The sequence below is a fragment of the Ruegeria alba genome (genome assembly GCF_022321465.1).
Taxonomy (GTDB): domain Bacteria; phylum Pseudomonadota; class Alphaproteobacteria; order Rhodobacterales; family Rhodobacteraceae; genus Ruegeria_B; species Ruegeria_B alba.
Genome location: NZ_JAKOEM010000007.1, coordinates 39,253 through 61,467, shown reverse-complemented (window position 1 = coordinate 61,467; position 22,215 = coordinate 39,253). Strand labels below are relative to the sequence as shown.

The following is a 22,215-nucleotide window of genomic DNA, read 5'->3' as shown; positions in this document are numbered from 1 at the left end:
CCCGGAGTATTTCAGGCGAAATGAAGGGGTTACTTGACCCAGACCTCGACCCGGCGATTGACCTGACGGCCCCAGTCGCTGTCATCGCAGGCCATCGGCAGCGCCTCGCCAAAGGCATCGACCGAGATCTCGACCCGCGCCGGGTCAAGCGTTTCGGCCGCCTGCAACACCGCGTCACGCACCGCCTCGGCCCGTTTCAGGGCAATGCGGGCGTTGCCCTCGGCGGCACCATCACCGTCGCTGAACCCGACAAAGAGCATTTGGCGCGCGTCATAGGCACCGCTTTCAAGTTCCTGAGCCAATTGTGCGATATTGGTCCGCGACTGCGCATCAGGGCGCGAGGATCCGGTCTCGAATCGGAAAGAGAGGCTGAGCCGTTGCATCCCAGACAGCGTGGATACGAGTCGTTGCAACTCGGTGAGAGGGACCTCGGCACCAGCGGCTGCGATGGCATTGGCAAGCCGGTTTCCCTGGACCGCGACCGGGATCAACTCTGGCGCCTGATCGACGAAACCGGCACGGCGAATCACGATCTGGGCAGCCGGGCTGCGCATGTAGGCCATGAATTCCCGTGCCAGTTTCGGCAGGCGGCGCGCGGGCATGTAGAGGAACATGGGCGAATTGAGCGGATAATCCTCGGTCTTGATGTTGCGCCGGGTTGCGGCGACAGAAAAACCGCAATCCCCTGTCAGGGTCAAAGCCCTGGCGGTTCCGGTTTCGGAATAGCTGGCGATGCCGATGGCAAACGGGTCGACGGCGACCGCACGGGCAAGCAGGCTGGAACGGTCATGGCGTGCGACCGTCTCGGGCAGCGTTTTGCCGACTGGTAACAGCAAGCGGTCCTCGACGGCCTGCGCCAGTCCCGAGCCTGCGACCGGCAAGTGTAGCGCGATGGGGGCATCGGGGCCGCCGAGTTCGGCCCAGTTCTCGATCTCGCCGGCAAAGACCTGTGCCAGTTGCGGGGCAGAGATCTGTCGCACCGGATTGACCGGCGCCACCACGGGCACCATCGCATCCAGAGCCAGAACCCGCGAGCGGTTGCTGTCGGTCATGTCGCCCAGGCCCAGTTCCAGCGCCCGTCTGCGCTCTTCTGGCCGGATCTCGCGCAGGGCCATGACCAGATCGGCCTCGTCGGCCAGCAGGTCGGCAAAACCTTCGTCGGTGGTGCTGACGCGAAAGGTGAATCTGGCCTGAGGTCTGTCACTGCCGGCCTGGAACAGAAGATAGCTGAACCGGGCCTCGCTTTCGGTTTCGCGCCGGGTCTGCATGCGGTTGCGCAGGGCAAAGCCTTCGATCAACGCGGGCAGCAGCACCTCGGCCATGGTCGAGGAACCGCTGAGCGCCAGTTCGGCGACAAAGTCGGTCAGGTTCGGGCAGGCCGGACCGTCGCAGGTGACGCCCGAACCGTCCACCGTCAGTTCGCCGAACCGGGTTTCGACGCGATAGAATTCTCCGTCGAAGCCAAGCAGATTGCCGCTGATCTCGACCTTGCCATCATGCGAGGTGAGGGTGATGTCCTGAGCGGTGGCCGGAAGGGCCGGGAAAACGGAAAGTGCGGCGAAAGCCGCCGCACGAAGCCAATTCATGTGAAACCTGAAAATTGCCTGCGGATTACCTGGCGGCGATCTTCAGGTCTTCGACCAGATTATTCAACACCAGAAAATCACCGGCAGCAGAACAATCTGGCATGGACATGTTCAGATCATGGGTTGTGAGCGACCCGGTCCCGCGCAGTTCCAGCGATTGAGCCGAGATCTCGCGCCCACAATTGCTGGCTGTCACCTCGGCCTCGATCGATAGGGCGATGGTGCCTGCGGTGTCGCTCTCGCCGGAGGGATAGCTGTAGATTTCGGCCAGTTGCGGCTCCAGCGTGTCGGGTTCACCCAGCCGGATCACCTGGCCGATCCCGCCGGCTGATGCTTCGGACCAGACATGGCCGGTCTCGCCATAACCGGCGCCGAACTCGCGGGCATGCAGCTGAAAGCCCGCAGCGCCAGACCATTGCACCACGACCCGGTCGATCCGGTCGAGCCCCTCGACAGGGCTCATGGCGACGGTGCCACGGCCATTCTGGAATGCCACGACAAAAACGGCGGTTTCGGACAGGGCCGGGACGGTAACCGACAGGTTGCCCGCGTCATCGGTGGTATCGGTAAAGATCAACCCGCTGTGATGCACGGTGACGCGCTGGTTGCCATAGCAGGGCGCGCTGACGTCAAGGGCGATGCTGGCCATAGGGGCAGGCGCGGCGTTTGCGGTAATCGCGCAGCCCAGCTGCGGCTCTTCGGGGTCGCTGGGCGCGTCGGGCAGCAGGATGTCCCGCGCGGGCAGGGGCAGGGCGCCTTCGAGCGCCGGTTCGGGCAGGCGGCGGGGCTGTTCCAGGGTGGGCTGGGCCGAGGTCAGCTTGATCGCGTGCAGTTCGAACTGGGCAAAGTCATCCACATCTGACGCGCCCGACGGTTTCAGAACCGATTGCTGGATAAGCGATTTGCGTGCCGCAATCTGCTGCGTCTCGCGCGCGGCGTTCTGCTGCATCAGGAATCCGATCAGCGCCGCGCAGAGAACGGTCCCGCCAGCTGTCAGAATCTTGCGTCGTTGTGCCATAACCACACTCCATCGCCCATTGGTCCGCGAGAAGTGTCGTTAAAGAAGGCGGCCAGTTTATGGCCGCCGGGGGGAGTCATTGTGGCGGGGGCCTCAGGCCAGCCGCCCGTGGCAATGCTTGAATTTCTTGCCAGACCCGCAGGGGCACAGGTCGTTGCGCGAGGGGTTGCCCCATGTGCTGGGGTCGTCCTCGACAAAGCCGGGGCGCGCATCGCCCGAGGCCTTGGCCTCGGCCACTGCTTCGGCTTGCTGCGCTGCATGTTCCGCCTGGTTTTGCTGGGCCATCATCTGCGCCATCATCTGGCGTTGTTCCTCTTCGCTCAGCATGCGAATGCGGGACAATTGCTGTGTGACGGTCTCGCGAAGGCTATCCAGCAGCCCCTCGAACAGCTGAAAGCTCTCGGTCTTGTATTCGTTCAGCGGATCGCGCTGAGCATAGCCGCGGAAACCGACGACCGAGCGCAGGTGCTCCAGCTTGAGCAGGTGTTCGCGCCATTTGCTGTCGATGGTCTGCAACAACACCTGTTTTTCGATGTTGCGCATGTTCTCGGCACCGAAGTCGGCGGCCTTGCTTTCCATGTATTCGCCCGAGGCCTTGATCAGGCGTTCGCGGATCTCGTCATCGTCCACGCCCTCTTCGGCGGCCCATTCGATCACCGGTACGTCGATGCCCAGTTTCTCGATTACCGCGGCATAGAGGCCCTGGGTATCCCACTGGTCGGCATAGGTCTTGGGTGGCATGTATTGGTCGATCAGGTCGTCGATCACCTGCTCGCGCATATCCGCGACCACGTCCGACAGGTTCTCGGTCGCCATGATTTCGCGCCGCTGGTTAAAGATCACCTTGCGCTGATCGTTCATCACGTCGTCGAATTTCAGCACGTTTTTCCGCATGTCGAAGTTGCGGCCCTCGACCTTGGCCTGGGCGCGTTCGAGCGACTTGTTCACCCAGGGATGGACGATCGCCTCCCCCTCCTTCATGCCCAGCGTGGTCAACACCTTGTCCAGCCGTTCCGAGCCGAAGATACGCATCAGGTCGTCTTCGAGGCTGAGGTAGAACACCGTGCGCCCCGGGTCGCCCTGACGGCCCGAGCGACCGCGCAGCTGGTTGTCGATGCGACGGCTTTCATGCCGTTCGGATGCCATCACATAAAGACCACCGGCATCCAGCACCTTTTGCTTTTCCTCGGCGTGGCGGGCTTCCTCGGCGGCGCGAAGCTCTGCCGGGTCGGCATCTGGGTTTTCGGCCAAGGCGGCCAGAACCTTCATCTCGACATTGCCGCCCAACTGGATGTCGGTACCGCGACCGGCCATGTTGGTGGCAATGGTCACCGCGCCATAGCGGCCGGCCTCGGCCACGATCTGCGCCTCGCGCTCGTGCTGGCGGGCGTTCAGGACGTTGTGTTCGATGCCTTCCTTGGTCAGCATCTGGCTCAGCATCTCGGATTTTTCGATCGAGGTGGTGCCGAGCAGAACAGGCTGGCCCTTCCCATGGGCCTTCTTGGTCTCGGCGATCATGGCGGCGTATTTCTCGGCCGCGGTACGATAGACCTGGTCGTCCTCGTCCTTGCGTGCGATCGGTTTGTTGGTCGGAACCTCGACCACGCCCAGCCCATAGATCTCGGCAAATTCCTCGGCTTCGGTCAGCGCGGTGCCGGTCATGCCCGAAAGCTTGTCGTAAAGCCGGAAGTAGTTCTGGAAGGTCACACTGGCCAGCGTCACGTTCTCGGGCTGGATCTGCACGTTTTCCTTGGCCTCGATGGCCTGGTGGAGGCCATCGGACAGGCGGCGGCCCGGCATCATGCGGCCGGTGAATTCGTCGATCAGCACAACTTCGCCATCGCGCACGATGTAGTCCTTGTCGCGCTGGAACAGCTTGTGCGCGCGCAGGCCCTGGTTGACGTGGTGCACGATGGTCGTGCTTTCGGGATCATAGAGTGACTGACCCTCGGGCAGCAGGCCACGCGCGACCAGTTGCGCCTCGAGGAACTCGTTGCCCTCGTCGGTAAAGGTGACGTTGCGGGTCTTTTCGTCCAGTTCGAAATGATCGTCCGACAGCGCGGGCAGCAGCGCGTCGATGGCGACATACAGGTCAGAGCGGTCCTGTGCGGGGCCCGAGATGATCAGCGGCGTGCGCGCCTCGTCGATCAGGATCGAGTCGACCTCGTCCACGATGGCGAAATTGTGCTGCTTCTGATAGACCTCGCTCAACTCGCCCTTCATGTTGTCGCGCAGATAGTCAAAGCCAAGCTCGTTGTTGGTGGCATAGGTGATGTCGCTTTCATAGGCGGCCATCTTCTCGGCATCGGGCTGGCCCGACCAGATCACGCCGGTGGTCATGCCCAGTGCGCCAAACACCTTGCCCATCCATTCCGAGTCGCGTTTGGCCAGGTATTCGTTCACCGTGACCACATGCACGCCCTTGCCGGTCAGCGCGTTCAGATAGGCGGGAAAGGTGGCGACCAGAGTCTTGCCCTCGCCCGTCTTCATCTCGCTGATATTGCCCTGATGCAGGAACATGCCGCCCATCAGCTGGGTGTCGAAGGCGCGCAGGCCAAGCGCCCGCTTGGCGGCTTCGCGGCAGTTTGCAAATGCCTCGGGCAGCAGCGCATCCAGGCTTTCGCCGTCCAGCGCGCGTTTGCGCAGTTCGTCGGTCTTTTGCTTAAGCCCCTCGTCGGTAAGCTTGGCAAACTCTTCTTCCAGCGCGTTGATCTGGGCGACCACCGGGCGGGTTGCCTTGATCTTGCGGTCATTCGGCGTTCCGAACACCTTTTTGGCAAGCGTTCCAAGTCCCAGCATGTGCACTCCAGCGGATTTGTTCTGTCATGGTTACGACAGGCTTGTCCGCCTTGCGCGCAACCCATAGATACGGGGGGTGAAGGCGGTCCTGTCAAAGGCTTCAAGCGATGTAAGCGGCAGGGTCCAGAGTGTCAACGCCGCGACCCGTTGCGGCCTGGAAATAGGATGAATCAATGCCCAAAGGTCTCACAATCTTGCCATCGCTGGCGCTTGCGCTGGTGCTGGCCCTGCCGGTCGCGGCCGAGACAAAGGCCGAGGCGGACACGGTTGTGGCCCGCGTCAATGGCGAAGAGATCACGTTGGGTCACATGATCATCGCGCGTGCCTCGCTGCCGCAGCAGTATCAGCAACTGCCCGACAATGTGTTGTTCGACGGCATCTTGGACCAGCTGGTGCAGCAGACCCTGTTGAAACAGCAACAGACGGGTGAGACCCCGAAACAGGTCGTGTTGTCGCTGGAGAACGAGGAGCGCTCGTTGCTGGCGGGTGAGACCATCGAAGAGATCATGGCCGCCGCCACCACCGACGAGGCGATCCAGTCGGCCTATGACGCGCAATATGCCGACGGGTTCGGTGGCGAGGAATACAATGCCTCGCATATCCTGGTCCCGTCCGAGGACGAGGCCAAGGCCGTCAAGGAGCTGCTCGACAACGGCGCTGATTTCGCAGCCACCGCCAAGGAGAAATCCACCGGTCCGTCCGGGCCGAATGGCGGCGCGTTGGGCTGGTTCGGAGCGGGCGCGATGGTGCCGGAATTCGAACAGGCGGTCGTGGCGCTGACCGCGGGCCAGATCTCGGACCCGGTGCAGACTCAGTTCGGCTGGCATGTGATCATCCTGAACGAAAAGCGCAAGTCCGAGGCCCCGGCGCTGGACGAGGTGCGCGACGAACTGGCAGGCCGCATCCAGCAGGATGCCATCGACGCGCGACTGGCCGAGCTGACCAAGGACAGCGAGATTGAAAAGCCCGATCTGAACGGGATCGAACCCGGCGTGCTGCGGCAGCTGGAACTGGTGCAGGAGTAAGGCCGAAATGGCGAAGATCACCAAGGTTTCCCCTCTGGCCCCGGCCGCGTTTCCGACGCTGCCCGTCATCGACGGTGTGCAGCTGGCCAGTATCGCGGCGGGGGTGCGCTATCAGGGTCGCACCGATGTGATGCTGGCGGTGTTGGCTCCGGGTACCTCGGTTGCGGGGGTGTTCACCCGGTCGGCCACCCGCTCGGCGCCGGTGCTGGACTGTCAGGCCAAGATCGGCGGCGCCAGCGACGGACCGGCCGCGATTCTGGTCAATTCAGGCAACTCCAACGCCTTTACAGGCCATTACGGCCAGACCTCGGTGGCCGAGGTGACGCAGGCGGTGGCAGATGTGACAGGTGTGCCGGTCGGGCGGGTCTTTACCTCGTCCACCGGGGTGATCGGCGAGCCGATGAAGCACGAGCGTATCGTGGCCAAGCTGGGCGATCTGAATGCGGCGCTCAGCCCCGACGCGCTGGAGGATGCCGCCCGCGCCATCATGACCACCGACACCTTTGCCAAGGGCGCCAGCCGGACCGTCGGGATCGACGGCAAGATGGTCAAGATCGCCGGGATCGCCAAGGGTTCGGGCATGATCGCCCCCGACATGGCGACGATGCTGGTCTATATCTTTACCGATGCCCGCGTCGAACAGGGTGCGTTGCAGGCGATGCTGTCGGCAATGACCGACCGCACTTTCAACTGTATCACCGTGGACAGCGACACCTCGACCTCGGACACGTTGCTGTTGTGTGCGACCGGTGCCTCGGGCGTGGATGCGACGGGCAATGCAGAGTTCGCCGCCGCGCTGGAAGAGGTGATGCTGGACCTGGCCCAGCAGGTCGTGCGCGACGGAGAAGGTGCCACCAAGTTCGTCGAGATCCGGGTGACCGGCGCGGCCAGCGATACCGATGCTAGGGTGCACGGTCTGGCGATTGCCAACTCGCCGCTGGTCAAGACCGCGATCGCAGGTGAGGATCCGAACTGGGGCAGGGTGGTGATGGCGATCGGCAAATCCGGCGCTGCTGCTGACCGTGACCTGTTGAGCATCTCGTTTGGCGATATACTGGTGGCGGAGAAAGGTTGGGTGAGCCCCACCTACCGCGAAGAGGATGCCGCCGCCTATATGAAGGGGCAGGAGCTGGTCATTGGTGTCGATCTGGGCCTTGGCGAAGGCAAGTCCACCGTCTGGACCTGCGATCTGACCCACGGATATATCGAGATCAACGCGGATTACCGCTCGTGAAAACCGTCCTTGTTTCCGCCGTCGCGCTGATCGACGTGGATGGCCGGGTGCTGCTGGCGCAGCGCCCGGAAGGCAAGTCGATGGCCGGTTTGTGGGAGTTTCCCGGCGGCAAGGTCGAACCCGGCGAGACGCCCGAACTGGCGCTGATCCGCGAGCTGCACGAGGAACTGGGGATCAATACCTGGGCCTCATGCCTGGCGCCACTGACCTTTGCCAGCCACAGCTATGATGATTTTCATCTGCTGATGCCGCTGTTTGCCTGCCGCAAGTGGGAGGGGATTCCGCAATCTCGCGAAGGGCAGGCGCTGACATGGGTACGGGCAAACGAACTGCGCAACTACCCGATGCCAGCAGCGGATATCCCCCTGATCCCGATCCTGCGCGACTGGTTGTAACGGGTTCTTGTCACATTCATCATATCTTGACGCTTGGTAATCTGTGCAAATTTGGCATTCCAAGCAAACATTTAAGCTAGATACTGTTTTCTTGCGGCGCTTTGAACACTGTTTTCGGGCGAATTCTCATGTGATTCCTCGTGCGCGATGGTGTATATGTGGCATGCCGGAAGTATCGGGTCAGAACGTTGTGTCGATCCCTTCCTTGCCGGAGGATATGGATGTTTGATGCGGCGCGCTTCTGTACGGAGAAGCCATGGTTCGCAGCAAGAAATCCGAAGCGGATATGTCGCAAGGCTGGCAGCCCAAGGCGTGACGTGGAAAGTTCGAGAGTTTAAAGACCACCACTCACACGGGTCTTGAGGGCAAGAAGAGGCATGGGGCCTTTTCTTGCCTCTTTTTTTGGGTAACTCCCTGATCTCGAAATGAAAAAGGGCGGCTCTCGCGAGCCGCCCCATCAGTCTGATTTCCGTCTCCGATCAGGTCAGCGACCGGGTGACTTCCTCGCGCTCGAAGATCTCGATCACGTCGCCGGGGCGGATATCGTCGTAGTTTTCAAAGGCCATGCCGCATTCCTGGCCCGACTGAACCTCGGCCACTTCGTCCTTGAAGCGTTTGAGGGTTTTCAGCGTGCCTTCGTGGATCACCACGTTGTCGCGGAGCAGGCGCACACCGGCAGAGCGGCGGGCGACACCTTCGGTGACGAGACAACCGGCGACCTTGCCGACGTTGGAGACCTTGAACACCTCTTTGATATTCGCGTAGCCGATGAAGTTCTCGCGAATTTCCGCGCTCAGCAGGCCGCTCGCGGCCGCTTTGACGTCGTCGACCAGGTCATAGATCACCGAATAATACCGGATCTCGACGCCCTTCTGGTTGGCGGTGTTACGCGCGCTTGCGTTCGCCCGGACGTTGAAGCCCATGATCGGCGCGCCCGAGGCCTCGGCGAGGCCCACATCGGTTTCGGTGATGGCACCGACGCCCGAATGCAGCACGCGCACGCGCACCTCGTCGTTGCCGATCTTTTCCATCGCCTGAACGATGGCCTCGGCAGAGCCCTGCACGTCGGCCTTCACCAGGATCGGCAGTTCGGCGACATTCTCGTCCGCCTTGGCCTTGGCCATCAGCTGCTCCAGCGTGGTGGCGGCACCGGCGGCGGCGCGCTTGTCCTTGGCGACCTGAGCGCGGTATTCCGCGATCTCGCGGGCCTGCGCCTCGGTCGAGGTCACGTTCAGGACGTCACCCGCCTCGGGCGTGCCATTGAGACCCAGCACCTCGACCGGAACCGAGGGGCCGGCTTCGGTGACGCGCTCGCCCTTGTCGTTGATCAGGGCGCGAACCTTGCCGTACTGCTCGCCCACGACAAAGATGTCGCCCTGGCGCAGCGTTCCCTTCTGGATCAGAACGGTCGCAACCGGGCCACGGCCCACATCCAGCTGCGCCTCGATCACCGCACCCTGTGCCGGGCGGTCGGGGTTGGCCTTCAGCTCCAGGATCTCGGCCTGCAGAGCGATCGCTTCGAGCAGCTCGTCCAGACCTTCGCCAGTCTTGGCCGAAACCTCGACATCCTGCACTTCGCCCGACATCGCCTCAACCACAACTTCGTGTTGCAGCAGATCGGTGCGCACCTTGGTCGGGTTCGCCTCGGGTTTGTCGATCTTGTTGATCGCCACGATCATCGGCACACCGGCTGCCTTGGCGTGGTTGATCGCCTCGACGGTCTGCGGCATCACCGCGTCATCGGCAGCGACAACCAGAACCACGATATCGGTCACCTGAGCACCGCGCGAGCGCATCGAGGTAAAGGCGGCGTGGCCCGGCGTGTCGAGGAAGGTGAGCGTTGTGCCGCCATCGGTTTTGACCTGATAGGCACCGATATGCTGGGTGATGCCACCGGCCTCGCCCGCAACAACCTTGGCGTCGCGGATGGCATCCAGAAGCGAGGTTTTGCCGTGGTCCACGTGGCCCATGATGGTGATGACCGGAGGACGCGGCTTGAGGTCTTCTTCGGCGTCCTCGATATCGGAGATGACGTCTTCGACGTCGGAATCCGAAACCCGGACGACCTTGTGGCCGAATTCCTGTATGATCAGTTCGGCGGTGTCGGCGTCGATGGTCTGGTTCTGGGTGACCATCATGCCCATCTTCATCAGTTCCTTGACCACATCGGCCACGCGTTCGGCCATGCGGTTGGCAAGCTCCGAAACCACGATAGCCTCGGGCAGCTGAACCTCGCGGATCACCTTTTCACGCTCAGCGCCGCCACCCATTGCTTTTTGGCGGGCGCGTTCCTGCTTGCGCTTCATCGCGGCCAGCGATTTCTGGCGTCCGCCTTCGCCGTCGGTGACTTGGCTGAGCGTCAATTTACCCGAGCGGCGACCATCCTGACGGCCCTTGCCGCGGGTCTGGCGCTGCTCGCGTTCGCGTTCGCGGTCGACCCGGCGGGCATTGTCGCCGCTGTCGGGGCGGGCAGAGGCCGGCGCACGCTCGGCGCTGCGTTCGGCCTTTGGAGCGTCCTGCTCGGCGGCAGCGCGCACTGCGGCACGCTTGGCCTCTTCCTCGGCCTCGCGGCGCTGGCGTTCTTCTTCCTCGGCCTTTTCACGGGCACGCTGTTCGGCCTCGCGCTGTTCACGCTCTTTGGCCTCTTGTTCGGCCCGGCGACGTTCACGCTCTTCGGCGCGCGCCTTTTCTTCGGCCTCTCGCTGCGCCGCTTCTTCGGATTCGCGGGCCTTGGCGGCTTTCAGCGCGTTAAGCCGACGCTCCATCTCGGTGTCAGAGATCCCAGCAGGGCGGCGCGAAGGGTCACCGGCCGGCGAGGAGCCGCCGGCGCTGGGCTTTCCGGCACCTGGCTTGGGGACCACCACGCGCTTGCGCTTGGTTTCCACCACGACATTCTTGGTCCGTCCGTGGCTGAAACTCTGTTTCACGTTCCCGGGGCGGGAACCACGCAGACCCAATGTCTTTTTGCCGTCAGTATCGCTCATAAAGCTTCTTACCCTTCCGCGCGGCCCTTGCCGCCGTCATCCGTTTTGCGCATTCCACGAAGGCGTTGCGCTTCCTCTACAACACGTTTGGCGAGTCCACCAGAGGCCAGCGCCGCATGTATCACTGTTTGGCGGCCAAAAGCCATGCCCAATTCATCCGCCGTGAGCCAACCAATGTATTTGCCGAAATGTGGCGTGCTCAGTTTGGTCTTGCCTCGGCCCGATCCGTCCGAGGCCTGGATCAGGACCTGCGCCTCTTCCTTGTCGAGCCAGGTCTTGACCTTTTCGTATCCCGCGACAGCGTCGCCGGATTTGCGTGCCAGGCTGAGCAGGTCGACAACGCGGCGGACCAGTTGTCGCTCGACCTCGTCCACCAGCCCGTCGGGCACCTGCACCTGCTGTTTCAGGCCGCGGGCAAAGAGTTTCTTGTCCACGGCCTTTTGCAGCACGTCCCGGTCTGCGGCCACATAAGTGCCGCGTCCGGGCAGTTTGCCCGCGATATCGGGCACCAGTTGCCCGTCGGGACCGGCCACGAAACGGATAAGCCCGTATCTAGGCCGTGCCTCGCCCGTGGCAATGCACTTGCGTTCGGGACCCTCGGTCCGGTCTTTATGTGCACCGCCACGTGTCATGTATTATCTCCGTCGACCCGGAATCAGGCCTCGGCCTCCTCGTCGGTTGCGGTTTCGCCCTCGTCGGTCTCTTCCGCCTCTTCGAGGAGTTCTGTCGGATCGACCCAGCCCAGCATGACGCGGGCGGTCATCACCATGTCCTGCGCATCTTCCAGCGAAACGCCGAAGGGCTCCAGAATGCCGTCATCCTTGACGCGCTGACCGTCGACCGTGGTCCAGCCTCCGGCCAGTTCCCAGTCGGCGCAGGTCGCGAAATCTTCCAGCGTCTTGACGTCGTCCTTGGCCAATGCCTCGACCATTTGGGGTGTCAGGCCCTCGAATTCAATAAGGCTGTCCTCGGCTCCCAGGGCGCGGGCATTGTCCAGCGCCACCTTGGCCTGTGCCTCGAGATAGTCGCGGGCACGGGCCTGAAGCTCTTCGGCGGTGCCTTCGTCGACCCCGTCGATCACCAGAAGCTCGTCAAGCTCGACATAGGCGACCTCTTCGAGATTGGTGAAGCCTTCGGAGACCAGCAGCTGGGCAAAGAACTCGTCCAGATCGAGGGTTTCCATGAACAGCGCGGTGCGGCTCTCGAATTCCTTCTGACGGCGCGCCGATTCCTCGGCCTCGGTCATGATGTCGATGTCCAGACCGGTCAGCTGCGATGCAAGGCGCACGTTCTGGCCGCGACGGCCAATGGCCAGGCTCAGCTGTTCCTCGGGGACCACGACCTCGATCTTGCCGGCTTCTTCGTCCAGCACCACCTTCGACACCTCGGCCGGTTGCAGCGCGTTCACCAGGAAAGTCGGCTGATCCTCGTTCCACGGAATGATGTCGATCTTTTCGCCCTGCAATTCATTGACCACCGCCTGTACGCGGCTGCCGCGCATACCGACGCAGGCGCCGACCGGGTCGATCGAGCCGTCGTAAGAGATCACGGCGATCTTGGCGCGCGAACCGGGGTCGCGGGCCACGGCCTTGATCTCGATGATGCCGTCATAGATTTCCGGAACTTCCATCTTGAACAGCTCGGCCATGAACTCGGGCGCGGTGCGCGACAGGAAGATCTGCGGGCCGCGCGGCTCGCGGCGTACGTCCTTGATGTAGCAGCGGATACGGTCGTTGGGGCGATAGCTTTCGCGGCCGATCTTCTCGTTGCGGCGCAGGATCGCCTCGCCCGCGCCCACATCGACGATGACGTTGCCATATTCCTCGCGCTTGACGAGGCCATTGATGATGGTGCCGGCGCGATCCTTGAATTCTTCGTACTGACGATCCCGCTCGGCTTCGCGCACCTTTTGCAGGATCACCTGCTTGGCGGATTGCGCGGCGATACGACCCATCTCGACCGGCGGCACCTCTTCGACGAAAGTATCGCCGATCTGCGGATTTTCCATGTACTGCTTGGCCTGTTCGACGGTGAACTCGGCCTGGTAGTTTTCCAGCTCGTCATCGGCGACAACGGTGCGGACACGGGTAAAGGTCGCCTTGCCGGTCTTGCGGTCGATATGGACGCGGATGTCCATCTCGGCGCCATAGCGGCTCTTGGCCGCGCGGGCGAGGGATTCTTCCATCGCCTCGACCACCAGACCGGGGTCGATCATCTTTTCACGGGCCACGGCCTCGGCGGTTTGCAACAGCTCCAGCTGGTTTGCAGAGGTGATTGCCATTAGTTCGTCTCCTCTTCGGACCCGTCGCGGGCCATGGTCGTGGCGCCCGTTTCGGGCGCTTCCTCTACGATTTCGTCGAATTGGTCTTCGTTCAGAACGCCGGCGGCCTTGCGCTGACGCAGCATTTCCTTGATCAGGTCGTCGGTCAGAACCAGCTTGGCATCGCTCAGCCAGTCGAATTCCAGGCCGATGGTCACCGTTTCGCCATTCTGGTCGATGTTGATCAGCACCTCGTTGCCCTCGACACCGGCCAGTTCACCCTTGAACCGGCGGCGGCCGTCGATCAGCTCGGTGGTTTCGATCTTGGCCTCGTAGCCTTCGAACATCTCGAAATCCTTGAGCCGGGTCAGCGGCCGGTCGATGCCCGGGCTCGACACTTCGAGCGTATAGGCATCCAGAATCGGATCCTCGACATCCAGCGTGGCGCTGACCGCGTTCGAGATCGCGGCGCAATCGTCCACCTCGATACCGCCATCGGGCTTGTCGGCCATGATCTGAAGCGTGGTGCTCTTGCCGCTCATCAGGCGAATGCGCACCAGCTCGTATCCCAGATCCGCGATCACGGGGCTGACGATCTCGGCCAGGCGCCGGTCGATGGCGGCCTTTGCTATCAGGTTGTTGGTCATCTCGTGTCTTACCCAAGCTCCGGGCACAAAAAAACGGGCGCGCGGCCCGTCGATCTATTCCGGTGGAACCCCAGGCCAGTGCCCGACGCGCCGCTGTTGTCAAGGCATATACGCGGGATGGGGTGAGTCTGCAAGGGGGGTGGGATTCGAAAGCTGGATTACCCCACCCACCAGCGTTCCGCGATGCGGCCATCGTCCAGCGGACTGCGGCTGCTGATCTGGCGCGGCAGGCCGACCGAGACGGCGGCGGCGAGCGTCATGTCGTCCTCGGAGGGGTGATAGCGGAACCGGGTGCGGTCGCGCAGCCCGTCGGGCAGGGGCAGGGTGGCGACATCGACATAGCCGTCGTGCAGCGCCTCGGCCCGGACGGCGGGGTCGGGGATCACGATCACCTCGACCATGTCGGCCCAGCCGGCCTGACCCTGCTTGTAGTGATCGGCAACCTTGCGGCCCAGGAAATGTCGCCCGTCCTGCGCCCGTTCGACCCGGTAACAACCGGTGCCGTTGGCCTGTTCCAGCGGCGTGACCGCTCCGCCCGCGCGGGTGATGGCAAAGCGGATATCGGCCAGCCGAAAGGGCAGGCCGGGATCGGCCTCGGCCAGTTCCAGCCGCAGCCGCGTGGGGTCAAGTGCCTCGGTCAGGCCGATTTCGGCGAGCGACGCGGCGGCATCGCTGGCAGAGAACCGCGTGCCATCGTGAAAGGTGACGTCGTCGCGCAGATCAAAGCTCCAGACCCGGGCGCTGTCGTCGGGTTGCCAGCCGGTCGCCAGCTCTCCCCTGAGGGTGCCGTCGGGCGCGATCTCGGTCAGGGTGTCGAACACGGCACCGCGCGCGATCCGTTCCAGACTGTCGTCTCGCGGTACCGCCAGACGCAGGGTGCCCCCCTCCCGGGGCCGGTCGGCCAGCGACATGCCCGTCGAGGCCAAAAGGGCTGCGGCAGCACCCGAGGCGAACAGCGCGCGGCGGTCGATCCGGGTCATGTCGCGACCTCCTCGGCGATGCCGTCCATGATCCGCACCAGCTCGGCGCTGATGCCCGGTTCGGACAGGGCGTGGCCGGCATTGCGGATCATCCGAAGTTCGCAACTGGGCCACAGCTCGCTGAGCTTCCAGGCCGAACTGGGTGGGCAGATCATGTCATAGCGCCCCTGCACGATATGGCCGGGGATATGCGAGATACATCCCATGTTCGCGAGGATCTGGCCGTCGAATTCCAGGAAGCCGTCATTGATGAAATAGTGATTCTCGAGCCGGGCAAAGGCACGGGCATAATCGCCGGGACTTTCGCCCGTGGTGCCGTTGGAGTGGATCGAGGCAAGCGCATTCTCCCAAGCCGACCACGCGCGGGCATAGCGGATCTCTTGCGCCATATCCCCCGAGAACAGGCGCTTGTGATAGGCGGAAATCATGTCGCCGCGTTCATTTTCCGGGATCAGCGCGGCAAAGCGCGACCAGGGTTCCGGCCAGAACCGCCCGGCGCCGCCGCCATAGAACCAGTCAAGCTCGGCCCGGGTCATCAGGAACACGCCGCGCAGCACCAGCCGGGTAACGCGATCGGGATGGGTCTGGGCATAGACCAGTGCCAGGGTCGCGCCCCAACTGCCTCCAAAGGCGATCCAGCTGTCGATCTCCAGCGCCTTTCGGATGCGTTCGATATCGGCAACCAGATGCCAGGTGGTGTTGTCGGTGACCGAGGCATGCGGTCGCGACCGGCCACAACCGCGCTGGTCGAAAAGAATCACCCGGTAGACCGCAGGATCGAAATAGCGCCGCATCGCCGGGCTGCATCCGCCGCCCGGACCGCCATGCAGAACCACGACAGGGATCCCGCGGGGATTGCCACTTTGCTCGACGTATATGCGGTGACCCTGACCAACATCCAGCATCCGCTGGTCGAACGGGTCGATCGGCGGATAGAGATATTGCATTGCGCGCTTTTGGTCCGGGTATTTGTCCATTACAGGCCTATATAGTCCGCAATGGGTAAAAGAGCACACGGAGACAGGAATGCAAGCGCATCCGAACACGGTCGACCCGTCAGAGATCGCGAAATTCGAGGCGATGGCCGCCGAATGGTGGGATCCGCATGGCAAGTTCAAACCGCTGCATATGCTCAACCCTTGCCGCCTGGACTATATCACCCGGCAGATTGCCGGCGAATTCGACCGGGACCTGACCGGACACCAACCCTTTGCCGGATTGCGGCTGCTCGATATCGGTTGTGGCGGCGGGCTACTGAGCGAACCGATGGCAAGGCTGGGGGCCGAGGTGGTTGGAGCAGATGCCGCCGAAGGCAATCTGCCGGTAGCGCGCATCCATGCGGAACAGTCGGGCCTGGAGGTTGACTATCGCCACACCACAGCCGAGGCGTTGGCCGAGGCGGGCGAGCTGTTCGACGTGGTGCTGAACATGGAGGTGGTCGAGCATGTGGCCGATCCGCTCTCCTATTTACGGGCGACCCATGATCTGTTGAAACCGGGCGGCCTGCAGATCTGCTCGACAATCAACCGCAATCCCAAATCCTATGCGATGGCGATCCTGGGGGCCGAGGTGGTGATGCGTTGGTTGCCGCGGGGAACGCATGAGTGGTCCAAATTCATCACCCCGGATGAATTGTTCGACCTGCTGCGGCAGGCGGGGCTGGATCCGGTGGATCGCAAGGGATTCGTGTTCAATCCGATCTCGTGGCAGTGGTCTATCTCGGATCGCGATCTGAGCGTCAACTACGTGACCGCCAGCCTGCGGCCGCGCTAGGCGCGCCGTTTTCCGATACGGAAAACGGCCAGGAAAATTGAGAATTTTCCTGGCCGGAAATCTTTGATTTCCGGTTTGGTTCCGGTTCAGTTGTTTTCCAGTTTGATCCGTAGATCCCGCAGCACCGGCAGGGCCAGCCGAACGCGCTCGCTACCCAGTTCGCCCACCACTTGGTCGATCAATGGCGCAATCATCGAGATTGCCTGATCGCGCGCCTGCCGTCCCGCCGGGCTGATCGCCACCATCTTGCGCCGGGCATCGTCCCAGTCCGGGCGGATATGGATATACCCGGCCCATTCCAGCTTGGCGAGCGTATTGGTCATCGCCCCCCTGGTCACGTGAAACGTGCTGGCCAGCTGTGCCGGGGTGCGCTCATCTCCGACAAAGACCAGATGGTTCAGGACCGAAAAATGCGAGATTTCCATACCTTTGGGAAGCACCCGGCTGAGCCGGTTGCGCAACAGCTGATCTGCTGTCAGGATTTCGCTGAACAGCGATACCGCCAGGGTGTGGATTTCGTCAGCCATCTCGCCACAGGGTCAGGGTCCATCGAAGGCGCGTTTGTGAGTCAAACTTGGGACTCTGCGTCGCGCCTCTGTAACAGATGTATCATCCAGATCGAAGATGTGAATCCCCGGTTCGCTGCCTGCGTCGATCCGCACCTCTCCCCAGGGCGCAACGACCAGGCTGTGACCGTGAGTGCGGCGCGGTTTGCCGCGGCTGTTTGGGTGGGTGCCGGTCTGTGCCGGGGCCAATACCCAGCAGCCCGTCTCGATCGCGCGCGCCCTGAGGAGCGATTCCCAATGCGCGGCACCGGTCACCGGCGAAAAGGCTGCCGGAACGGTCAGGACGGTCGCCCCCGCTTGTGCCAGCGCCGCGTGCAGATGCGGAAACCGCAGATCATAACAGATCGTCATCCCCACGGTGCCGAATTCGGTCGGGGCCAGCACGGCCCGATCACCGGGTCGGTAATTGGCCGATTCGCGAAAGGTCTCGGTCTCGGTCACCTGCACGTCGAACATGTGGATCTTGTCATAGCGGGCCACGATCCCACCATCCGGCCCGATCATGAATGACCGGTTGGCAAACCGCCCGTCGGCATCGTGTGTCTTGAGCCCGAGCGAGCCGATCAGCAGCCAGATTCCCAGCTCGGCCGCCTGTTCCCTGAGCCCGGCCAGGGTGATGTCGTCCTCTTCGTGCTGCAACACCTCGCGCTGGCGTGTGGTGCTGTTCGAGACGCAATTGGTCACCTCTGGTGTCAGCACCCAGCGGGCGCCCCGCGCTGCGGCCTCGGCGACCATGCCCCGAACCATGTCCAGATTGGCCGCCGGGTCGTCCGACGAGGAGAGTTGCAGCAGCGCGGTTTTCATCCGGAGGCCAGCAGCGGATCGAGCTTGCCGTCCTGTTCCAGCGCATAGAGATCGTCGCAGCCACCCACGTGCTGACCGCCGATAAAGATTTGCGGCACCGTACGGCGCCCGCCCGCGCGCTGGATCATCTCGGGTTTGCGCTTGGGGTTGGTCAGCACGTTGATCTCGGTAAAGGCAATGCCTTTCTGATCCAGCAGCCTTTTGGCCGCGTGGCAGTAACCGCAAAGCGGCGAGGTATAGATTTCGACGGGTTTCATCCGGGTATCCTTCGTTTCGCGCCAATCTAGATCATTTCCGGCGAAAGTGGAGACCGGTTTTTGACAGGCGCGGGTCTGGTGATTGCGCAGCTATGCCTCGCGGGTGACCCGCGCCAGTACCAAAACGAAAACTTGATCGGCGCCCGCGTCGAGGCAGGCCCGTGTCGCTGCCGACAAAGTGGCTCCCGAGGTCATAACATCGTCGATCAACAACAGCTTGCGCGCCGTCAGCCCTTGGCGCCGTCGCGGATGGACCGAGATAGCGTTTGCAAGAGTTTCGGCCCTCTGGGTGGTGCTCATCCCTTCAAGCATCGGTGTGGCGCGCTCGCGAACCAGCAGGTCGGGACAGACCGGCAGGCCGGTCTGGCGCCCGACGCTCTGCGCCAGCAGGGCGGATTGGTTATAGCGGCGGCGCAGCAAGCGCGACCAGTGCAGTGGGACCGGCGCGATCAGCATGTTGGCGTGTAGCAGGGGCGCTGCCGAGCGGGCCATCCACAGGCCGCCGGGTCGGGCCAGTTCGGGCCGGTCGCCATGTTTCAGTGCCAGCACCATACGCCGGGCCCGCCCGGTATAGAGAAGCGCCGCGCGCCCATCCGACCAGGGGCGGGGGTGGGTCATGCAGTCGTCACATTCGATCCGGTGTCCGTCACGGGCGCCGGGCAGGGGGACGCCGCAACTGTCGCAGACGGTGCCGTCGATAAAGGGCGTGTCGCGCCAGCATTTGCCACACAGGCCGAAATCGGATGTTACCAGATCGCCGCAACCCAGGCAGCGCGGCGGATAGACCGTTTCGATCGCGGTTTGAATCTGTTGCCACATGCGTTAACTGCGCCTCATGACGACACCCGGTTCCTCACTGCCCCCCGCGCTGGTCGATCGCGTCGCATTGGCCGCGCGCCGTGCCCGCATGCGGGACGCGGCGCTGTTCCTGCACCGCGCCGCGCTGGACGAGGTTCAGGATCGCCTGTCTTTGGTTAACAGAACCTTTACGGACATGTCGGTGGTGACCCCGGCGCCGGCGCTTTGGGCCGAGCACTTTCCGACGGCCCGGATCGTGGCAGAGGGCGAGGTGCTCGACCTGGCCCCGCAAAGCTGCGATCTGGTGGTACATGCGATGGCACTGCACTGGGCCAATGACCCGGTTGGGCAACTGATTCAGTGTCGGCGCGCGTTGCGCCCCGACGGGCTGTTGCTGGCGGTCTGCTTTGGCGGCCAGACCCTGCATCAACTGCGCGCATCGCTTGCCGAGGCTGAATCCCTGCTCACCGGTGGTATCAGTCCGCGGGTGGCGCCGATGGCCGAGATTCGCGATCTGGGCGCGCTGCTCCAGCGGGCGGGGCTGGCGCTGCCGGTTGCGGATAGCTTGACGCTCACTGCCGAATACCGCGACCTGCCCCATCTGATGCGCGATCTGCGCGAGATGGGAGAGGCCAATGCCCTGTCCGCGCGTCTGCGTCACCCGACCCGGCGTGCGGTGTTCACACGGGCAGAAGACATATATTCCGCCCATTTCGCCACGTCCGAAAACCGCCTGCCCGCCACGTTCGAGCTGATCTGTCTGACAGGTTGGGCGCCGGATGAAAGCCAGCCCAAACCGCTGCGTCCGGGATCGGCCAGCGCCCGGCTGGCGGCTGCTCTGGGTACATCGGAAACGACCTTGCCCGATTGACGGCAGGGGATTTCCCGTTATCTCAGTGCAAACCCGTAGAAATTCAGGAAGCCAGATATGTTCGACGCCACCCGCCCCGCCCATGCGCCCGCTGACCACCCCAAGGTGAAAATGGGCCGCGTTGGCGTGTTGCTGGCCAATCTCGGCACGCCTGACGACTATTCCTATTGGCCGATGCGCCGCTATCTGAACGAGTTTCTGTCGGACAAGCGGGTGATCGATTATCCGGCCTGGAAATGGCAGCCGATCCTGCAGGGGATCATCCTGACCAAGCGGCCGTTCAGTTCGGGCGCGGCCTATAAATCCATCTGGAATCACGACAAGGGCGAAAGCCCGCTGATGACGATCACCAAGGACCAGACCGCCAAGCTGCGCGCGGCACTGGCCGAGCGCTATGGCGACCGGGTTCTGGTGGATTTCTGCATGCGCTACGGCAATCCCTCGACCAAGTCCAAGGTGCGCCAGATGGTGGCCGAGGGCTGCGACCGTATCCTGTTCTTTCCGCTCTATCCGCAATATGCCGGGGCCACGACCGCGACGGCCAACGACCAGTTCTTTCGCGCGCTGATGGACGAGGCCTGGCAACCCGCCGCGCGCACCGTGCCAGCCTATTTCGACGAACCGATCTATATCGACGCGCTGGCACAATCGATCGAGCGCGCCTATGCGGCGATGGACAGTCGGCCCGACGTTCTGGTCTGCTCGTATCACGGCATGCCCGAGCGCTATCTGATGCAGGGCGACCCGTATCATTGCCAGTGTGTAAAAACCACGCGGCTGCTGCGCGAGCGCCTGGGCTGGGACAAGGGCGAGGTTATCTCGACCTTTCAGTCGCGATTCGGCCCCGAGGAATGGCTGAAACCCTATACGGTCGACCACGTGGCAGAACTGGCGCGGCAGGGTAAGCGCAACATCGCCGTGGTCGCGCCGGCCTTTTCTTCCGATTGCATCGAGACACTGGAAGAGATCAACGAAGAGATTCGCGAGAGCTTTGAGCACGCGGGCGGCGAGAGCTTTACCTATATCCCTTGTCTCAACGACGAGGATGCCCATATCGCGGCGCTGGCCAAGGTGGTGGAAAGCAATCTGGGCGGGTGGCTGGACTGACAGCCAAGCTGTGCCCTGCGGGGCAACATGTTGAGCAGGCAATAAAAAAGGCGGTGGAGACCACCGCCTTTCTTACAACTGGCGCTAGGCCAATCTATTAGTTGTTGGCTGCAACAGCGGCGCCGACCAGAACCAGCAGGATCAGGGGCAGCAGGATGCCGCTCGACGAGCTCTGGGTCTCTTCGACGATGACCGGTGCTTCGACAACCGGCTCGGCCAGGTTGCCAGCAAAAGCGGTCGATGCGGCAGCGGACAGAGCAGCGGCGAGAACGAGTTTCTTCATGTTAACCTCCAGAATTTGCGCGATTCATCAATTTTTGAACCGCGCACCCAAGACTTACCTCGTGAGCTTTTTCTAATCAGCTATGCGGTTGGAATGCAAACGGTTGTTGCGCGACAAGCTGCTTTGCCCGCCGAAATGTCGTCAAATTAGCAACACCTGAGTGCCAACTTTGGCCAGATCGAACAGCTGGGCGATATGCTCGTTGTAAAGCCCGATGCAGCCGTTGGATGATCTGCGGCCGATCTTGCGCGTATCATGGGTGCCGTGGATGCGGTAATACTTCCAGCTGAGATAGAGCGCATGGGTACCCAACGGATTGTCTGGCCCTGGCGGAATGTAGTCCGGCCATTCCGGGTTCCGCTTCTTCATCGACGGGGTTGGGGCCCAGCTTGGACCGACGACCTTGCGAATCACGCTGGTGCGGCCCCGGCGGGTCAGTTCATCGGTCAGCGGAACAGACGACGGGAACAGCCGATAAACGCTCTGATCCTCGGACCAGTAATGCAGCGCCCGCGATACGGTATCGACCAGAATGGCACCGTTACGGGTGTTCGAGAAATAGGGCTGCCAGTCAAGCGCACGGAAGCTGGAGATATTCCGGCGGACTGGCGCTTCAGGCTCGGGCGCGGGGCGCAGGGGGTCTTCGGGCGTGAATTGGGCCAGCGCAGGTGTGCCGATCGCAGTGGCGGCACCGACAAGAAAGCTACGCCGGGTCGAAAGTGAGGTGGGTTTCTTGACCATCAAAAGGACCTTTACGCAGAAATTCACAGGACGAGCTACATAATATGGCCTAAGGGACGCAGTCGCAAATCAATCTGCGCCGATACT

The 22,215-nt window shown here is 62.7% G+C and carries 21 protein-coding genes; 6 read left to right on the top strand and 15 right to left on the bottom strand.

The window, feature by feature from the left end:
- Window positions 1-29: 29 nt before the first annotated feature.
- The 3 genes from MB818_RS10195 to secA form a co-directional block, all read right to left on the bottom strand.
- On the bottom strand, window positions 30-1,586 hold the full coding sequence (locus MB818_RS10195) for a phosphate ABC transporter substrate-binding/OmpA family protein (RefSeq protein ID WP_234139204.1): 1,557 nt from the start codon (window positions 1,584-1,586) through the stop codon (window positions 30-32).
- 25 nt (window positions 1,587-1,611) lie between these two features.
- The gene (locus MB818_RS10190; RefSeq protein WP_238904998.1) at window positions 1,612-2,604 is read right to left on the bottom strand and encodes a hypothetical protein; all 993 of its coding nucleotides are present in this window, start codon (window positions 2,602-2,604) and stop codon (window positions 1,612-1,614) included.
- Window positions 2,605-2,697: 93 nt separating this feature from the next.
- On the bottom strand, window positions 2,698-5,403 hold the full coding sequence (secA, locus tag MB818_RS10185; protein WP_234139206.1) for a preprotein translocase subunit SecA: 2,706 nt from the start codon (window positions 5,401-5,403) through the stop codon (window positions 2,698-2,700).
- 173 nt (window positions 5,404-5,576) lie between these two features.
- Between secA and MB818_RS10180 the strand changes: the two genes are divergently transcribed.
- The 3 genes from MB818_RS10180 to MB818_RS10170 are packed head-to-tail and all read left to right on the top strand — an operon-like array spanning window position 5,577 to window position 8,057.
- On the top strand, window positions 5,577-6,428 hold the full coding sequence (locus MB818_RS10180; RefSeq protein ID WP_234177605.1) for a peptidylprolyl isomerase: 852 nt from the start codon (window positions 5,577-5,579) through the stop codon (window positions 6,426-6,428).
- A 7-nt stretch (window positions 6,429-6,435) separates the two neighbouring features.
- A complete protein-coding gene (argJ, locus tag MB818_RS10175) occupies window positions 6,436-7,662 on the top strand; it encodes a bifunctional glutamate N-acetyltransferase/amino-acid acetyltransferase ArgJ (protein WP_234163325.1) in 1,227 nt (408 codons plus the stop codon).
- Window positions 7,659-8,057 (top strand): (deoxy)nucleoside triphosphate pyrophosphohydrolase, encoded by a 399-nt coding sequence (locus MB818_RS10170; protein ID WP_234139209.1) that lies wholly within the window; start codon window positions 7,659-7,661, stop codon window positions 8,055-8,057. The genes argJ and MB818_RS10170 overlap by 4 nt, the downstream gene beginning before the upstream one ends.
- 479 nt (window positions 8,058-8,536) lie before the next feature.
- Here the strand turns inward: MB818_RS10170 and infB are convergent, their stop codons facing one another.
- From infB to pip, 6 genes are all read right to left on the bottom strand, one after another.
- On the bottom strand, window positions 8,537-11,041 hold the full coding sequence (gene infB / locus MB818_RS10165) for a translation initiation factor IF-2 (protein ID WP_234139210.1): 2,505 nt from the start codon (window positions 11,039-11,041) through the stop codon (window positions 8,537-8,539).
- Window positions 11,042-11,049: 8 nt separating this feature from the next.
- Window positions 11,050-11,673, bottom strand: coding sequence for an RNA-binding protein (locus MB818_RS10160; protein WP_234139211.1), 624 nt, complete (start codon window positions 11,671-11,673; stop codon window positions 11,050-11,052).
- Between the two features lie 23 nt (window positions 11,674-11,696).
- On the bottom strand, window positions 11,697-13,322 hold the full coding sequence (gene nusA, locus MB818_RS10155; RefSeq protein ID WP_238904996.1) for a transcription termination factor NusA: 1,626 nt from the start codon (window positions 13,320-13,322) through the stop codon (window positions 11,697-11,699).
- Window positions 13,322-13,948, bottom strand: coding sequence for a ribosome maturation factor RimP (gene rimP, locus MB818_RS10150; RefSeq protein ID WP_234165033.1), 627 nt, complete (start codon window positions 13,946-13,948; stop codon window positions 13,322-13,324). Before rimP ends, nusA begins: the two co-directional genes overlap by 1 nt.
- 158 nt (window positions 13,949-14,106) lie before the next feature.
- Window positions 14,107-14,928, bottom strand: coding sequence for an ABC transporter substrate-binding protein (locus MB818_RS10145; RefSeq protein WP_238904994.1), 822 nt, complete (start codon window positions 14,926-14,928; stop codon window positions 14,107-14,109).
- Window positions 14,925-15,905, bottom strand: coding sequence for a prolyl aminopeptidase (pip, locus tag MB818_RS10140; protein WP_238904992.1), 981 nt, complete (start codon window positions 15,903-15,905; stop codon window positions 14,925-14,927). Before pip ends, MB818_RS10145 begins: the two co-directional genes overlap by 4 nt.
- 49 nt (window positions 15,906-15,954) lie before the next feature.
- Between pip and ubiG the strand changes: the two genes are divergently transcribed.
- Entirely contained in the window at window positions 15,955-16,701 is a 747-nt protein-coding gene (gene ubiG, locus MB818_RS10135; RefSeq protein WP_234139216.1) for a bifunctional 2-polyprenyl-6-hydroxyphenol methylase/3-demethylubiquinol 3-O-methyltransferase UbiG, read from the top strand.
- Window positions 16,702-16,787: 86 nt separating this feature from the next.
- On the opposite strand, the gene MB818_RS10130 is transcribed toward ubiG, so the two are convergent.
- From MB818_RS10130 to MB818_RS10115, 4 genes are all read right to left on the bottom strand, one after another.
- Entirely contained in the window at window positions 16,788-17,228 is a 441-nt protein-coding gene (locus MB818_RS10130) for a MarR family winged helix-turn-helix transcriptional regulator (RefSeq protein WP_238904990.1), read from the bottom strand.
- 12 nt (window positions 17,229-17,240) lie between these two features.
- Window positions 17,241-18,071: a carbon-nitrogen hydrolase family protein gene (locus MB818_RS10125; protein ID WP_234216702.1), complete on the bottom strand. Its 831-nt coding sequence runs from the start codon at window positions 18,069-18,071 to the stop codon at window positions 17,241-17,243.
- Window positions 18,068-18,328: a glutaredoxin 3 gene (gene grxC, locus MB818_RS10120; RefSeq protein ID WP_234139219.1), complete on the bottom strand. Its 261-nt coding sequence runs from the start codon at window positions 18,326-18,328 to the stop codon at window positions 18,068-18,070. The genes MB818_RS10125 and grxC overlap by 4 nt, the downstream gene beginning before the upstream one ends.
- Window positions 18,329-18,418: 90 nt before the next feature.
- A complete protein-coding gene (locus tag MB818_RS10115; protein ID WP_234177599.1) occupies window positions 18,419-19,147 on the bottom strand; it encodes a ComF family protein in 729 nt (242 codons plus the stop codon).
- A gap of 16 nt (window positions 19,148-19,163) precedes the next feature.
- Between MB818_RS10115 and MB818_RS10110 the strand changes: the two genes are divergently transcribed.
- Together MB818_RS10110 and hemH are read left to right on the top strand one after the other, a co-directional pair.
- The gene (locus tag MB818_RS10110) at window positions 19,164-19,997 is read left to right on the top strand and encodes a class I SAM-dependent methyltransferase (protein ID WP_238904988.1); all 834 of its coding nucleotides are present in this window, start codon (window positions 19,164-19,166) and stop codon (window positions 19,995-19,997) included.
- A 57-nt stretch (window positions 19,998-20,054) separates the two neighbouring features.
- A complete protein-coding gene (gene hemH / locus MB818_RS10105) occupies window positions 20,055-21,104 on the top strand; it encodes a ferrochelatase (RefSeq protein WP_234237591.1) in 1,050 nt (349 codons plus the stop codon).
- Between the two features lie 97 nt (window positions 21,105-21,201).
- On the opposite strand, the gene MB818_RS10100 is transcribed toward hemH, so the two are convergent.
- The gene (locus MB818_RS10100; RefSeq protein WP_234139223.1) at window positions 21,202-21,387 is read right to left on the bottom strand and encodes a hypothetical protein; all 186 of its coding nucleotides are present in this window, start codon (window positions 21,385-21,387) and stop codon (window positions 21,202-21,204) included.
- Window positions 21,388-21,528: 141 nt separating this feature from the next.
- Window positions 21,529-22,128, bottom strand: a complete 600-nt coding sequence (locus MB818_RS10095; RefSeq protein WP_238904986.1) for a L,D-transpeptidase — start codon at window positions 22,126-22,128, stop codon at window positions 21,529-21,531.
- Window positions 22,129-22,215 lie beyond the last annotated feature (87 nt).